This window comes from Tsukamurella sp. DT100, from assembly GCF_049844855.1.
Taxonomy (GTDB): Bacteria; Actinomycetota; Actinomycetes; order Mycobacteriales; family Mycobacteriaceae; genus Tsukamurella.
Genome location: NZ_JBNCLV010000001.1, coordinates 306,425 through 320,539 on the forward strand (window position 1 = coordinate 306,425; position 14,115 = coordinate 320,539).

Sequence of the window (14,115 nt, forward strand, 5' to 3'; positions counted from 1 at the left end):
GTTCGCGCCGAGCCGCACGTCGCCCTCGCACCCTAGCCGCGTCCCGTCGAACCTCGGTAGCGTGGCGGAATGACCGAGGAGTCCCGCCACATCAGCGTCGTGATCCCCCGTCCGGCGGAGGAGGTGTACGCCTTCGCGCGCGATCCGCAGAACCTCGTCCGCTGGGCGGCCGGCCTCGCGACCGGCGTGCGGATCGACGGTGACGACCTGCTGACGGACTCGCCGATGGGCGAGGTGCGGGTGCGGTTCGCGCCGGACAATCCGTTCGGCGTCCTCGACCACGACGTGACGCTGCCCGACGGCACCGTCGTTAACAATCCCCTGCGCGTGCTGGCGTACCCGGACGGCGCGGAGGTGCTGTTCACGGTGCGGCGGCTGGGCGCGAGCGACGCCGACTTCACCCGGGACTGCGCGACAGTGCTCGCCGATCTCGAGCGGCTGCGCTCGGTGATGCTCGCGCCCTGACGACCGCACGCTTCATCGAACTTTTTATCGATTGTTATTGCAGTCCCATCGAACACTGAGGTAGAATCGAGGTATTCGAGGGGGCGAGATGAAGACTTCTACCTGCACAGCAGCGGAGTATCTCGATGCGCTCGTCTGCTTCGAACAGGCGGCCGAGCGGCTCGCGCAGGCCGACCCCGTCATGCTCGACTCACAGGACGTTCTCGCCTCGCTGGAGCGGCTGGAGACAGCGGTTCGGATGGTGCCCTTCGGCCAGCACCTCCTCACTCAGGTCGCGGTGGAACAGGGTCTGCCGGGGCAACTGGGGTACACCGGGATGAAGGAGCTGCTGGTGCAGCGGCTCCGTCTCGCGGGCGGCGAGGCGCGGGATCGGATCCACGGCGCGCGGGACCGCGCTCCCCAGCACGGGCACGGCGTGTGCCCCGAGCCCCGGTACCCGCTCGTCGCCGAGGCGCAGCAGGAGGGGGCGATCTCGGACCGGCATGCCCTCGCCATCGAGCGGGTCTTCGCGAGCTGTCGCAAGACGATCCGCCCCGACCAGGCCGCGATCCTCGAGGACGTGCTCGTCACCGCCGCCGCGGACGTCACGCCGGAGGACCTCGCCGTCATCGGCGCCCGCGCGCTCGCACACCTCGATCCCGATGGGGCGGAGCCCGATTCCGATGTCGTCGATCGCGCCCGCGGGCTCACCGTGGGCAAGCAGGACGAGGATCTGATGACGGCGCTCGACGGTGACCTCTCCCCCGAGGGCCGCGCGCTACTGGACACGATCCTGGAGAAGCTCGCGCGGCCCGGCGTGAACAACCCCGCAGACGCAGACGATCCCGTGGACCTGGCGGATCAGGACGCGGTGCGGGCGGCCGCCGAGCGCGACCGGCGCACCACGCCGCAACGCAACCACGACGCGCTGGTGACCGCGCTGGGGCTCGCCATCGCGTCGGGCGGGCTCGGGCAGCACCGAGGAGTGCCCTGCGTCCCGATCATCACGCTCGGCATCGATCAGCTCGAGTCGGAGACCGGCATCGCGACCACCGCCACCGGTGGCCGGCTCCCGGTCGCCGACGCGCTACGCATGATGGGCGCCAATCCGAAGTACGTCCTCGTGTTGGACCTCGCCTCTCGGCCGCTGTTCCTGGGGCGGGAGAAGCGCCTCGCGTCCGCGGATCAGCGGATCGCGCTGTACGGCTCCGAGAAGGGATGCACCGCACCCGGATGCGACGCGCCCGCCACCCGCTGCCAGGTCCACCACATCACCGAGTGGGCCCACGGCGGCGCCACCGACGTCACCGCGCTCACGCTCGCGTGCGACGCCCACCACGGCAAGGTCGTCCCCGACCTCACGGAGAACCCGCGCGGATGGGACACGATCACCGTCCGCAGCGGCGAGTACGCGGGCCGCACCGGCTGGCGACGCACCGCGGATCCGTCGCACGAGCACCGGGTGAACCACAAGCATCACGCCGACGAGCTCTACCGGCACGCACTCGAACGGTGGCGCGCCCGCTGCGCGGAGCTTCGGAACCTGTGGCGCAGCGAGGAACTGCGTGTCCAGCACAGCAAGTGCGTCGGCACGATCCACGACGACATCGGCGCGATCCTCGATGGACCCCACGGCCCGCCCATCCTCGAAGCCCTCCTTGCCGAACATGACGCTGACGAGCCGTGGAACTGCCAGATGCCCGCCGACCTGCGCGCCGCCGCCTGACGGCGAGCATCCAGCCATGACCGCGGACACATCACCGGGGAGCGTCGAGCTGAGACAGGAATGTGCGCCGGTTCCGCCCGGTGCGGCGCGACTCAGTCCTCGTCGTCCTCGTCGGTGCGCAGGTGCTCGGCGGGCCAGTCGAGGGAGTCCAGCGGGTCGGCCTCGCGGAGGTCGGGGTCGTCGGCCTTGAAGCTGCGCATGCGGCCGGCGCCGGAGGTTCGGGTCTCGAAGCGCACCGACAGCACGCCGTGGCCGGCGCCCTGCACCCAGCCGTGCCCGAACTCGGGGTGACGCACGTCCATGCCGGGGCGCCACCCCACCACAGGTACCTGGACCTCGGCCGGGTCCACACCGCCGTCGTCGTCTGCGACCTCGTCGGCTTCCCCGGAGACGTCGTCGCTCTTGTCGCTCTCCTCGCCGAACAGCGTGAACTGCTCGACACTGCTGAGGCCCGTGAAACCGACCCCGACCAGCCGCAGGCCGCCGACCTCCATGGGGTCGAGCGCGAGGCGCTGCGCGGTCGCGGTGAGCACGGCACCGTCGGTGGTGGCGGACGGCAGCGTCGCGGACCGGGTGAGCAGGGACATGTCCGACCGCTTGAGCTTCAGCACGACGGTCCGCGCCCCGCGCCCGTCCCGCCGCAGCCGCCGCAGCGCGTGCTCGGCGCTCCGGTCGATCTCCCGCCGCAGCGCGTTCATGGTCGTCACGTCGGTCTCGAGGGTGTGCTCCGCGCTGATCGACTTCGCCTCGCCGTTCACCGCCACCGGCCGGTCGTCCTCGCCGCGGGCGAGCCGGTGCAGCGCCGGCCCCAGCGTGACGCCGAGCACCGACACCACCTCGACCTCGCTCATCGCCGCGAACTGGCCGATGGTGTCGATCCCCAAGCGGGACAGCCGCTCCCCCGCCACCGGGCCGATCCCCCAGAGCTTGCGCACCGGCAGGGGGTACAGCATCGACTCCTGCGCGGCGGGCGGGATGACGGACACCCCGTCCGGCTTGGCGAGCCCGGAGGCGATCTTGGCGGCCTGCTTCCCCGCCCCCGCGCCGACGGAGGCGACGAGCCCCGTCGCCCCGCGGATCCGGGCGCGGAGCTCCTCGGCGAAGGCCTTCACCTCGTCGGTAGAGGCCCCGGCGAGCTCGACCGGCTCGCCGAAGGCCTCGTCGAAGGACAGGGTCTCGACCACGGGAATGAGCTCCCGCACGGTCGCGAAGACCCGCCGGCTGACGGTGCCGTACAGGGCGCCGCGCGGCGGCAGCACCACCGCGCCCGTGCCCACGAGCCGCCGTGCCTGGTGCATCGGCATGGCGGAGCGCGCGCCGAAGACGCGCGCCTCGTACGAGCACCCGGCCACTACGCCGCGGCCGCCGAGCCCGCCCACCAGCACGGGACGCCCGCGCAGGGTGGGCCGGGTCAGCTGCTCGCAGGACGCGAAGAAGGCGTCCATGTCGAAGTGGAGCACCCAGCGGGCGCTCCTGTCCGACGGCGCCCCGGGATCAGGCCTTGGTGAGTCGGCCTCGGACACCATCGCCCAGATCCACCCCGTCGGGCACGGCCGCGAACTCCAGCGACGTGGCCAGCACCTCGCCCGCGATGAGGTCCCGGTGCGCCTCCGCGGCCGCCCGGTGCTCGGCCGGCACATCGAGCACCAGGGAGATCCGGTCGCTCACGTCGAGGCCGGCGGACCGTCGCGCCTCCTGCAGCTCACGGATCCGGTCCTTCGCCCAGCCCTCGGCCTCGAGCTCGGCGTCGACCGTGAGGTCGAGCACGACGAGCCCGGCACCGTCGGGCAGCTCCGCGGTGGAGTCGGGCGCGGCGGCGACCAACTTGCGCGTGTACTCGCCGTCCTGCAGGGCGATGCCCGCGGCGGTCACGACCCCGTCGGCGACGGTGTAGTCGCCGGACTTCACGGCCTTGATCACCGTCTGCACGTCCTTGCCCAGGCGCGGGCCCGCGGCGCGCGCGTTCACGGCGATCTCGACCCGGCCGTACTGATCGGCGTCGGGCGAGACCTGCACGTCGCGGACGTTCACCTCGTCGGCGATGATCGACGCGAAGGGCGCGAGCTTCTCCGCGCCGGGCCCGGCGACGGTGAGCGTGTGCAGCGGCAGCCGCACACGCAGCTTGTTCGCCTTGCGCACCGACGACGCCACGGAGCAGACATCGCGGACCTCGTCCATCGCCGCGACCAGCTCCGGATCCGCGGGCAGGTCCGTCGCCGAAGGCCAGTCCGTGAGGTGCACGGACTCGCCGCCGGTGAGGCCGCGCCACATGGCCTCGGTCGCCATGGGGAGCAACGGCGCCGCCAGCCGGCACACGGTCTCCAGCACGGTGTACAGCGTGTCGAAGGCGCCGGAGTCCGCGCCGTCCCAGAACCGCGCGCGCGAGCGGCGCACGTACCAGTTCGTCAGCGCGTCGACGAAGAGCCGCAGCTCCTCGCAGGCGTCGGCGATGTTGCAGGTGTCGAGCGCCTCGGTCATCGCGTCGCGGGTCTGCGCCAACTTCGCGAGGATGTACCGGTCCAGCACGTCCTCGGAATCGGTGCGCCACACGGCCGACTTCTCCGCGTACAGCTGCAGGAACGAGTAGGCGTTCCACAGCGGCAGCAGCGTCTGCCGCACGCCGTCGCGGATGCCCTGCTCGGTGACCACCAGGTTGCCGCCGCGCAGGATGGGCGAGGCCATGAGGAACCAGCGCATCGCGTCGGAGCCGTCGCGGTTGAAGACCTCGTTGACGTCCGGGTAGTTCCGCTTCGACTTCGACATCTTCAGCCCGTCGTGGCCGAGGACGATGCCGTGCGCCGCGACCGTGCGGAAGGCGGCGCTGTCGAACAGCGCCGTCGCCAGCACGTGCAGGTTGTAGAACCAGCCCTTGGTCTGGCCGTTGTACTCGACGATGAAGTCGCCCGGGAAGTGCGTGTCGAACCAGTCGCGGTTCTCGAACGGGTAGTGCACCTGCGCGAAGGGCATCGAGCCCGACTCGAACCAGCAGTCCAGCACCTCGGGAACGCGATGCATCGTCGACTTCCCGGTCGGGTCATCGGGATTCGGCCGGGTCAGCTCGTCGATGTACGGGCGGTGCAGGTTCGTCGGGCGCACGCCGAAGTCGCGCTCCAGCTCGTCCAGCGAGCCGTAGACGTCGACGCGCGGGTACGCGGGATCGTCGGACACCCACACCGGGATGGGCGCGCCCCAATAGCGGTTGCGGCTGATGTTCCAGTCGCGCGCGCCCTCGACCCACTTGCCGAACTGGCCGTCGCGGATGTGCGCGGGGTTCCAGGTGATGTCCTGGTTCAACTCCAGCATGCGCGGGATGATCTTGGTGACCTCGACGAACCAGGACGGCACGGCCATGTAGATCAGCGGCTGACCGGAGCGCCAGGAGTGCGGGTAGCTGTGCTCGATGGTCTCGTGCCGCAGCAGCCGGCCCTTGGCCTTGAGATCCTTGGCGATGACCGGGTTCGCGTCGAAGACCTGCAGGCCCTCGTACGGCGGCACGGCGGAGGTGAACTTCCCGCCCGGATCCAGCGGCTGCACGACCTCGATGCCGTACTTGCCGGTGGCAAGGTCCATGTCCTCCTCACCGAAGGCCGGCGCGAGGTGCACCACGCCGGTACCGGAATCGGTGGTCACGTAGTCGGCGAGCAGCGTCACGTGCGCCTTGGGATGCCCGGCGAAGAAGTCGAAGGGCGGCTCGTAGGCGGCGAACTCGAGCTCGCGCCCCTTGTACGTCCCCTTGACCTCCGGCGACTCCCCCAGCTCGCGGGCGTACTGGCCCAGCCGCGCCTCGGCCAGCAGGTAGTCCTTGCCGTCGGCGCCGGTCACGTGCACGTAGTCCAGGTCCGGGTGCACGGCGATCGCGAGGTTCGACGGCAGCGTCCAGGGCGTGGTGGTCCAGATCAGCGCCTCGACACCGTCGAGCGCCTCGAGCGGGGTGCCCTTGGTGCGCAACGGCATCCCGACGGTGACCGCCGGGTCCTGGCGCATCTTGTACGCGTCGTCGAGCTTGCTCTCCTGATTCGACAGCGGCGTCTGCTCGTACCAGGAGTACGGCAGCACGCGGTAGCCCTGGTAGATCAGGCCCTTCTCGTGGAGGGTCTTGAACGCCCACATGACGGACTCCATGAAGTCCAGGTCGAGCGTCTTGTAGTCGTTGTCGAAGTCCACCCAGCGGGCCTGGCGGGTGACGTACTGGCGCCACTCCTCGGTGTACCGCAGCACCGAGGTGCGGCAGTAGTCGTTGAACTTCTCCACGCCCATGGTCTCGATCTCGGACTTGTCCTTGATCCCCAGCTGGCGCTCGGCCTCGAGCTCGGCGGGCAGGCCGTGGGTGTCCCAGCCGAAGCGGCGGTCGACCTTCTTGCCGCGCATCGTCTGGTAGCGCGGGACGAGGTCCTTGACGTAGCCGGTCAGCAGGTGGCCGTAGTGCGGCAGGCCGTTGGCGAAGGGCGGACCGTCGTAGAAGACGAACTCGTCGGCCTCGGCACGGTTCGCGATGGACCGGCGGAAGGTGTCGTTCTCGGCCCAGTAGGCCAGAACGCGCTCCTCGAGGTCGGGGAACGACGGTGCGCCCGTCCTGGCGGGGCCGTCGTCGTCGCGGGTCATGTCGACCAGCGGATAGGGGCGCTTCTCACTCACGGGTACTCCTCGTGCCGTCGACAACCAGCACGGGGACGATGCCCGGCCTGTAGCCGAACTCCGCGGTACCACCCCGCTTGCGCCTCCCCGGTGTTTCCGGGGCGACGCCACTTGAACCGGGCTGTGACGGGCCCACCCGTCCGGTTCTACTGGGACCCGAGGGCGGGCCCGTTCTTCCGGATGCTCCCCGGTGATGGCCGGATCAACGCAGTGCTATCACCAAGGATAGCGCTCAATGCAACGTCATTTCTTGCCGGGATCTTCCGACTCGGGCTCCTGGGGCGGAGTCCACTCCGTGCCCCACGCCTGATCGATCCGGATCTGCGGGATCTGATCGGTCATGTCCGGGTCGTACTTCCCGGGCGCGAACAGGCCGCGCGTGGCGTCGTCATCCGTGTCGGCCGGCGACTCGTGCTCCCACCCCGTCGGACCGCCGAGCGGTCCCATCGCGAACTGGGTGGTCGGGTTCGCATCGTCGTCGTGGTGACCGAACTCCTCGTGCCCGACGGTGCCCGCCTCGCGCGTCGCGTCGTCTACGGCCGCGGGCTTCTCCGCCTCGGTGTCGTCCCCCGACGACGTGGCAGCGGCGCGCGCGGGGCGGTTCGACGGTGCCCCGTCATCGTCGTCCGCGTCGTCGTCCCGGTCGCCCGGGCTCCACTGCGCGGAGGCACGATCCGCCTTGTCCCGATCGCCGCGGCGGTAGGTGAGGACGTCGCCGAGCAGCAGGCCGACGCCGATCACGGACACCACCACGCAGGCGATCGCGAGCCAGAGATTGGACGTGACCAGGGCGACGATCAGCAGGATGAACCCGATGACCGTCGCCCCCAGTGCGGCTAGCAGCATGAGAACTCCGCCCTAGTACCGGCTGGTACCAGCGGCTACTTGTACTGCTGGTTGCCGCCGGCGGCGTTGCCGGGGTCGTTGAAGTCGCCACCGCGACCCTGGCCGTGATCGACCGGGGCGGCGCTGCGCAGCGACTGCAGCTCCTCGAGCTGTCCCTCCAGGTACGTCTTGAGGCGGGTACGGTACTCGCGCTCGTACGTCTTGAGCTGCTCGATCCGACCCTCCAGCACGGTGCGCTGCTGGTTGATGGTGGTCATGATCTCGGTGTGCTTCGACTCGGCCTCGGCCTGCAGTGCGTCGGAGCGCTCCTGCGCCTGACGCAGCTGGTTCTCCGAGCGGGTCTGCGCGTCGGCGAGCAGGGCGTCCGAACGCTGACGCGCGTCGGCCACCATGGCCTCGGACTTCTGCCGGGCGTCGGTGACCATGGCCTCCGACTGGGCGCGCGCGTCCGAGACGAGCTTCTCGGCCTCGGACCGCGAGTTGTTGGTGAGCCGGTCGGCGGTCTCCTGCGCGAGGCCCAGCACCTTGGCGGCGCGCACGTGCGCCTCCTCGGTGGTCGCCGGCGCCGCAGCAGCGGCCGGAGCCGGCTCGGCGAGCGCGGGCGCGTTCGGCGCGGGCGACGCGAAGGCCACGGTGCTGTCGGCGGACGGCTGCTCGCCGCCACCGGCGCGGGCCTCGGCCAGCTCGCGCTCGAGCTCGGCGTTGCGCTGCTGCAGATCGTTGTTCTCGTCGATCAGCCGAGCGAGCTCGGTCTCGACCAGGTCGAGGAACTGATCCACCTCGTCCTCGTTGTAGCCGCGCTTGCCGATCGGCGGCTTGCTGAACGCGACGTTCCGCACGTCGGCGGGTGTCAGCTTCATAGGTCGTTTCCCCTCAATTCGGCTGCTCGACAGATCTCAAGTCACTCGGACCAACACTGTAACTAGTGCACATCCTGTCACACCAGACCCGTTTGTTCCTCATCACCCAACAATCACGCGATGAAATGTCCGAAATCACGCGCGCGATCACCCCGTTGACCGGGTCAGAGAGCGAAGGCGTAGATCAGCTCACGCGCGACCCAGAGCAGCAGGAACAGGACGATGTAGGACAGGTCCAGGCGGACCGGACCCAGGGTCACCGGCGGGATCAGCTTGCGGAGCAGCTTGAGCGGCGGATCCGTGACGGTGAACAGCGCCTCCAACAGGATCGCGAGGATCCCGGTCGGGAACCACTCCCTCGCGAAGGACTTCACCACCTCGATGACGAGCCGGATCAGCAGGAGGAAGGAGTAGATCGACAGGAGGGCGACGATGGTCAGCCAGAACGCTTGCACGGGTACCAGTCTGCCCGAATCCGTCAGCGGTTGTAGAAACCGGTCTCCGCGATCCGCGCCCGGTCCTCCGCCGTGACGTCCACATCGGCCGTGGCCAGCATGAACACCTTGGTGGTGATCCGGTCGAAGGAGCCGTGCAGCGCGAAGGTCAGGCCGGCCGCGAAGTCGACGAGACGCTTGGCGTCGGCGTTGTCCATCGCCGTCAGGTCCATGATCACCGGGATGCCCTCGCGGAACCGCTCACCGATCGTGCGCGCCTCCTCGTAGGAGGTGGGACGCAGGGTGGTGATGCGCGACATCGGGTTCTCCTGGCTGAGCACGTCGGCGCGGGTGTCCATCGCCAGCGCGCCGCGGGTGGACGGGGCGGCGGTGCGCGAGACGTCCCGCAGCGGCTCCAGGCGCGGCAGCGGCGCCCGGGCGGGCTCGCGGTAGCCGCGCTCGTAGCCGGCGTCGTAGCGGTCGTCGTAGGAGGCGCCGCGGGCGTCGTAGGAATCCGCGTAGGCGGGCTCGTACGCGTCGTACTCGTCCGCGCGGCGGCCGTCGTAGGCGTATCCGCGCTCGCCGCGGTAGTCGTCGAACTCGTCGTCGAGGCTGCGGCGGCCGCGCGGCTGCGGGGTGCCCTCGTCGACGTATCCGTCGTCGTAGGCATCCAGCGGAACCATCCCGAAGTACGCCTTGACCTTGTGCAGAGTGCTCATCTTTGCCCTTCCTCGGCGCCTGCATGGGCTGGTGTGACGGTTGTGACTGTCGTTATGGAAGTGAGATTAGTGGGGAAGACGGGCGAATGGTGGTTCCGACACGCGCACGAATCCCATCGATGTCATTTCGCCGTGTCGATCCAGATCACCGAGGCCAGGCGCCCTGTCGGAGCGCCCCGTCGATGCGAGAACAGCGTGGGGTCGCTGATCGTGCACCGCGGGTCCTGCGCGACCGCCGCGACGCCCAGTCCCTGCAGCTGACGACGGATGCCCGCCCGCAGGTCCAGCCCGTCGGTGCCCTTCTCGGTGCGGCACCGGCTGCCCGGCAGATGCTGCTCGACGTCGGCCGCCATTGATGCCGGGACCTCGTACTTGGCACCGCTGGCCGCGGGGCCCAGGAAGGCGCCGATCCGCTCCGGGCGGGCGCCCAGGTCGCGCATCGCCTCGACGACGGCGGGCACGATGCCGATCCGGGCGCCGACGCGGCCCGCGTGGACCGCGGCGAGCACGCCCGCCTCGTCGTCCGAGAGCAGGAGCGGGACGCAGTCCGCGGTGAGGACGGCGAGAGCGAGGCCGGGCACCGTCGTGACGAGCGCGTCGGTGGCCTCCACGGGCTCCGCACGCGGACCGTCGACGACGGTGACGGTCCGGCTGTGGATCTGCTCCATCCAGACCACGTGGCCCGGCTCGACGCCTATCTCCCGCTCAAGACGGAGCCGGTTCGCGGCGACGGCCGCCGGGTCGTCACCGACGTGATCGCCGAGGTTGAAGGTGTCGTACGGGGCCTGCGAGGCGCCGCCCGCGCGGGTGGTGGTCACCCGCCGGACACGGGCCGCAGAGACAGGAGCGTTCGCGGGATCAGTCATGGCTCAAGACTACGGACGGCGCCCCCGGCAGAGCCGGGAGCGCCGTCGGAGTCGAATTCCTCAGCGGCGGTTCTGCAGGAACGACGGGACGTCGAGGTCGAAGTCGTCGTCCGAGCGCGTCTCGCGGCCGGTGGAGCGGGCCGGGAACGGGTCGTTCGAGCGCGGCGGGCGGCTGTCGAAGGGATTGCCCCGACGCGCGTCCTCGGGCTCGGCGGCGGGCTGCTCGACGGCGGTGTGCTGGCCGCCGATGCGGGTCACGGGACGGCGCGCGGGCGCGGCACCGTCGAAGCCCGCGGCGATCACGGTGATCCGCACCTCGTCGCCGAGATTGTCGTCGATCACGGTGCCGAAGATGATGTTCGCGTCCTCGTGCGAGGCGCCCTGCACGAGCGAGGCGGCCTCGTTGATCTCGAACAGGCCCAGGTCGCTGCCGCCGGCGATGGACATGAGCACGCCGTGCGCGCCCTCCATCGAGGTCTCCAGCAGCGGCGAGTTCACCGCGGCCTCGGCGGCCTTGATCGCGCGCCCCTCGCCCCGCGCGGAGCCGATGCCCATGAGGGCGCTGCCCGCGCCGGACATGACGCTCTTGACGTCCGCGAAGTCGACGTTGATCAGGCCGGGCGTGGTGATCAGGTCGGTGATGCCCTGGACGCCGTTGAGGAGCACCTCGTCGGCGCTCTTGAACGCGTCCAGCGCGGAGACGTTCACGTCGCCCAGCTGCAGCAGCCGGTCGTTCGGGATCACGATCAGGGTGTCGCAGGACTCGCGCAGCGAGCCGATCCCGGTCTCCGCCTGCTTGCCGCGGCGGGCACCCTCGAACGTGAACGGGCGGGTGACCACACCCACGGTGAGTGCGCCCAGCTTGCGGGCGATGCTGGCGACGACGGGCGCGCCGCCGGTGCCGGTGCCGCCGCCCTCGCCCGCAGTGACGAAGACCATGTCGGCGCCCTTGAGGAGCTCCTCGATCTCGTCCTTGGCGTCCTCGGCGGCCTTGCGGCCCACCTCGGGATCGGCGCCGGCGCCGAGGCCGCGGGTCGAGTCGCGACCCACGTCGAGCTTGACGTCGGCGTCGCTCATGATGAGCGCCTGGGCATCGGTGTTGATCGCGATGAACTCGACGCCCTTGAGCCCCTGTTCGATCATCCGGTTCACGGCGTTGACGCCGCCGCCGCCGATGCCGACGACCTTGATTACGGCGAGGTAGTTGTGCGCGGCGGTCATGTTTCGCCTTTCCCCTGATGTGAAGTCTGTTGCTTCTGAGACGAACCCTAAACCTCAACAGAAGGCTTAAAGTTATGTCAAGTAGCTGGTCTGAAACCAAGGTAGAGGGCAGTGCACCGCTTGCCCCGCAGGCGCGCGGGCGTGTCGGGAAAAACGTTCTCGGTGAGGGGAAGAACACCCTCAGCGGGTGGTCGGCATGTCCGGATTGATCACGGTGAACTCCTTGCCCGGACGGGTCAGCACCATCCGCAGCGCGGCGGTCTTGTCCGCCGTCCGCTGGTCGTCGCCCCAGTACACGACCCGCTTGTCGCGCAGCACGAAGCGCACGTTCGCCGGGGAATCCGCCCCGATCTCGACGACCTGTCCGTGCAGGTCCGGCGGCAGCGCCCGGAGCACCGCGATCGCGGACGTCGTCGCGGGATCGTCGGACTTCGGATCGTCGACGACGAGCTTGGGCGTGAGGATGGGCGGCTCCCCCACCTTGATGAAGGGCACGCCCTTGGCGTCCACGAGCACCGTCCCGGCGGGGCGCTGGGCGTAGGCGACGACCTCGCGCTCGGTGACCTCGACGACGAGCGTCGACGGGTACGAGACCGTGACCGTGGCGCGGTCGATCCACGGGCTCACCGCGACCACCTGCGCGGCGTAGGCGTCGCGCTGTCCGGGCGTGATCTGCAGCAGCGGACGCCCCTTGAGCGGCTCCACCACCTTCGCGACCTGATCGGCGGGCGCATTGGTCGCGCCCGTCACGGAGACGTCGCGCGCCGAGAGCACCGGCGAGAAGTACGCCGCCGCAGCGAGTCCCGCCACCACTGCCAGCGCGAGCAGGATCAGCAGCAACCGCCGCAGACCCGGCACGCGCCTGCGCGTCGCGGGAGAACTCACGCGCCCGCCTCGGCGCCGCGCTGCGCCAGCGTGTTGAGGATCGTCGGGCCCTGCATGGTCACGTCACCGGCGCCCATGGTGATCACGACGTCGCCGGGTCGCGCGAGGCCGGCGACCACACCGGCCACCTCCGCCTGGCTCGGCACGTAGTGCGCGGAGGCGGTCACCTTCTCGGCGATCCGCTCCCCCGTGACGCCCGGCAGCGGGTCCTCGCGCGCGCCGTAGACGTCGAGCACCACGACCTCATCGGCGAGGCTGAGGGCCTGCGCGAACTCGGCGGCGAACTGCTCGGTCCGCGAGTACAGGTGGGGCTGGAAGGCGACGATCACGCGGCCCGGCTCGGCCTGCTTGGCGACCATCTCCGCCGCGGCGGTGAGAACGGCGCGGACCTCGGTCGGATGGTGCGCGTAGTCGTCGAAGACGCGCACGCCCTGCTCGGTGCCGCGCAGTTGGAACCGGCGGTGCACGCCGCCGAAGGCCTCGATTCCCTCGATCACCTTCGCGGTCGGCTGGCCCGTGCTGACGACCGCGATCGTCGCGGCGATGGCGTTGAGCGCCATGTGCTTCCCGGGCACGGAGAGCAGGATCGCCCGCTCGGTGACCTTCCGGTTCTCGTCGGAGAAGCGGACCTTGAGCATGCCGCCCTCGGCACGGGGCTTGTAGTCCAACAGCTCCGCGATCAGCGTCACGTCGGGCGCGAGGTCGCGGTGAGTGCCCTCGCCGTAGCCCAGCACGCGGACGCCGCGGGCGCGCAGCGCGGCGTGGGTGCGCTGCGCCAGCGCCGCCGAGCCCGGGTCGTCGAGGCACACCACGAGGGTGCCGCCGGGGCGGATCCGCTCGGTGAAGGCGTCGAAGACGGCGACGTACTTCTCCTCGGAGCCGAAGAAGTCCAGGTGATCGGCCTCGACGTTGGTGACGACCACCACGTCGGGCGCGTACTGCAGCAGCGAGCCGTCGGACTCGTCGGCCTCGGCCACGAAGACGTCGCCCGTGCCGTGGAAGGCGTTGGTGCCGGACTCGTTGAGCTCGCCGCCCACGGCGAAGGACGGGTTGGCGCCGCAGTGCTGCAGGCCCACGACCGCCATCGACGTGGTGGAGGTCTTCCCGTGGGTGCCGCTGACCAACAGGGTGCGGTAGCCGTCCATGAGGTCGGCGAGAACCTCGGGCCGCAGGATCACCGGGATGCCGCGGCGCTGCGCCTCGACCAGCTCGGGGTTGTCCTTGGGGATGGCGGCGTGGGTGGTCACGACCACCGTCGGGCCGCCGGGCAGCAGGTCGAGCGCCTCGGGGCTGTGCCCCACCTGGATCTGCGCCCCGCGGGCCCGCAGGGCGATGACGCCGCGCGACTCCTTGGCGTCGGAGCCCGACACCTGGCCGCCGCGGGCCAGCAGGATCCGCGCGATGCCGGACATGCCGGCGCCGCCGATGCCCACCATGTGGACGCGCTGCAGCCGCTCGGGCAGCGCTCCCGTCGACTCG

12 protein-coding genes are annotated in these 14,115 nt (G+C 70.5%); 2 read left to right on the plus strand and 10 right to left on the minus strand.

Features of this window, described 5'->3' with window-relative positions:
- Positions 1-69: 69 nt before the first annotated feature.
- Together ACLQ3K_RS01485 and ACLQ3K_RS01490 are read left to right on the plus strand one after the other, a co-directional pair.
- Positions 70-465, plus strand: a complete 396-nt coding sequence (locus tag ACLQ3K_RS01485) for an SRPBCC family protein (RefSeq protein ID WP_425996470.1) — start codon at positions 70-72, stop codon at positions 463-465.
- Between the two features lie 88 nt (positions 466-553).
- The gene (locus tag ACLQ3K_RS01490) at positions 554-2,170 is read left to right on the plus strand and encodes a DUF222 domain-containing protein (protein ID WP_425996472.1); all 1,617 of its coding nucleotides are present in this window, start codon (positions 554-556) and stop codon (positions 2,168-2,170) included.
- 92 nt (positions 2,171-2,262) lie between these two features.
- Here the strand turns inward: ACLQ3K_RS01490 and ACLQ3K_RS01495 are convergent, their stop codons facing one another.
- From ACLQ3K_RS01495 to murC, 10 genes are all read right to left on the minus strand, one after another.
- Positions 2,263-3,696: a DNA polymerase IV gene (locus ACLQ3K_RS01495; protein WP_425996474.1), complete on the minus strand. Its 1,434-nt coding sequence runs from the start codon at positions 3,694-3,696 to the stop codon at positions 2,263-2,265.
- A complete protein-coding gene (gene ileS / locus ACLQ3K_RS01500; protein ID WP_425997115.1) occupies positions 3,665-6,772 on the minus strand; it encodes an isoleucine--tRNA ligase in 3,108 nt (1,035 codons plus the stop codon). The genes ACLQ3K_RS01495 and ileS overlap by 32 nt, the downstream gene beginning before the upstream one ends.
- Before the next feature lie 276 nt (positions 6,773-7,048).
- The gene (locus ACLQ3K_RS01505; RefSeq protein WP_425996476.1) at positions 7,049-7,651 is read right to left on the minus strand and encodes a hypothetical protein; all 603 of its coding nucleotides are present in this window, start codon (positions 7,649-7,651) and stop codon (positions 7,049-7,051) included.
- Between the two features lie 35 nt (positions 7,652-7,686).
- On the minus strand, positions 7,687-8,511 hold the full coding sequence (locus ACLQ3K_RS01510; protein ID WP_224646633.1) for a DivIVA-like cell division protein Wag31: 825 nt from the start codon (positions 8,509-8,511) through the stop codon (positions 7,687-7,689).
- 164 nt (positions 8,512-8,675) lie between these two features.
- Positions 8,676-8,966, minus strand: coding sequence for a YggT family protein (locus ACLQ3K_RS01515; protein WP_224646635.1), 291 nt, complete (start codon positions 8,964-8,966; stop codon positions 8,676-8,678).
- A 23-nt stretch (positions 8,967-8,989) separates the two neighbouring features.
- Positions 8,990-9,664, minus strand: coding sequence for a cell division protein SepF (locus ACLQ3K_RS01520; RefSeq protein WP_425996479.1), 675 nt, complete (start codon positions 9,662-9,664; stop codon positions 8,990-8,992).
- Positions 9,665-9,786: 122 nt separating this feature from the next.
- Positions 9,787-10,530 (minus strand): peptidoglycan editing factor PgeF, encoded by a 744-nt coding sequence (gene pgeF, locus ACLQ3K_RS01525; protein WP_425996481.1) that lies wholly within the window; start codon positions 10,528-10,530, stop codon positions 9,787-9,789.
- A gap of 60 nt (positions 10,531-10,590) precedes the next feature.
- Positions 10,591-11,751 carry a cell division protein FtsZ gene (gene ftsZ, locus ACLQ3K_RS01530; RefSeq protein WP_224646641.1) on the minus strand — a complete coding sequence of 387 codons (1,161 nt, stop codon included), beginning with the start codon at positions 11,749-11,751 and terminating at the stop codon, positions 10,591-10,593.
- A 180-nt stretch (positions 11,752-11,931) separates the two neighbouring features.
- On the minus strand, positions 11,932-12,636 hold the full coding sequence (locus ACLQ3K_RS01535) for a cell division protein FtsQ/DivIB (protein WP_224646642.1): 705 nt from the start codon (positions 12,634-12,636) through the stop codon (positions 11,932-11,934).
- On the minus strand, positions 12,633-14,072 hold the full coding sequence (murC, locus tag ACLQ3K_RS01540) for a UDP-N-acetylmuramate--L-alanine ligase (RefSeq protein WP_224646650.1): 1,440 nt from the start codon (positions 14,070-14,072) through the stop codon (positions 12,633-12,635). The genes ACLQ3K_RS01535 and murC overlap by 4 nt, the downstream gene beginning before the upstream one ends.
- Between the last annotated feature and the right edge of the window lie 43 nt (positions 14,073-14,115).

What these genes read in the sequence shown, in the direction of transcription:
- ACLQ3K_RS01495 (WP_425996474.1), bottom strand. Translation starts at nt 3,696, where the DNA reads ATGGTGTCCGAGGCCGACTCACCAAGGCCTGATCCCGGGGCGCCGTCG.
- ftsZ (WP_224646641.1), bottom strand. Translation starts at nt 11,751, where the DNA reads ATGACCGCCGCGCACAACTACCTCGCCGTAATCAAGGTCGTCGGCATC.
- ACLQ3K_RS01510 (WP_224646633.1), bottom strand. Translation starts at nt 8,511, where the DNA reads ATGAAGCTGACACCCGCCGACGTGCGGAACGTCGCGTTCAGCAAGCCG.
- ACLQ3K_RS01505 (WP_425996476.1), bottom strand. Translation starts at nt 7,651, where the DNA reads ATGCTGCTAGCCGCACTGGGGGCGACGGTCATCGGGTTCATCCTGCTG.
- murC (WP_224646650.1), bottom strand. Translation starts at nt 14,072, where the DNA reads ATGGTGGGCATCGGCGGCGCCGGCATGTCCGGCATCGCGCGGATCCTG.
- ACLQ3K_RS01490 (WP_425996472.1), top strand. Translation starts at nt 554, where the DNA reads ATGAAGACTTCTACCTGCACAGCAGCGGAGTATCTCGATGCGCTCGTC.
- ACLQ3K_RS01520 (WP_425996479.1), bottom strand. Translation starts at nt 9,664, where the DNA reads ATGAGCACTCTGCACAAGGTCAAGGCGTACTTCGGGATGGTTCCGCTG.
- ileS (WP_425997115.1), bottom strand. Translation starts at nt 6,772, where the DNA reads ATGACCCGCGACGACGACGGCCCCGCCAGGACGGGCGCACCGTCGTTC.
- pgeF (WP_425996481.1), bottom strand. Translation starts at nt 10,530, where the DNA reads ATGACTGATCCCGCGAACGCTCCTGTCTCTGCGGCCCGTGTCCGGCGG.
- ACLQ3K_RS01485 (WP_425996470.1), top strand. Translation starts at nt 70, where the DNA reads ATGACCGAGGAGTCCCGCCACATCAGCGTCGTGATCCCCCGTCCGGCG.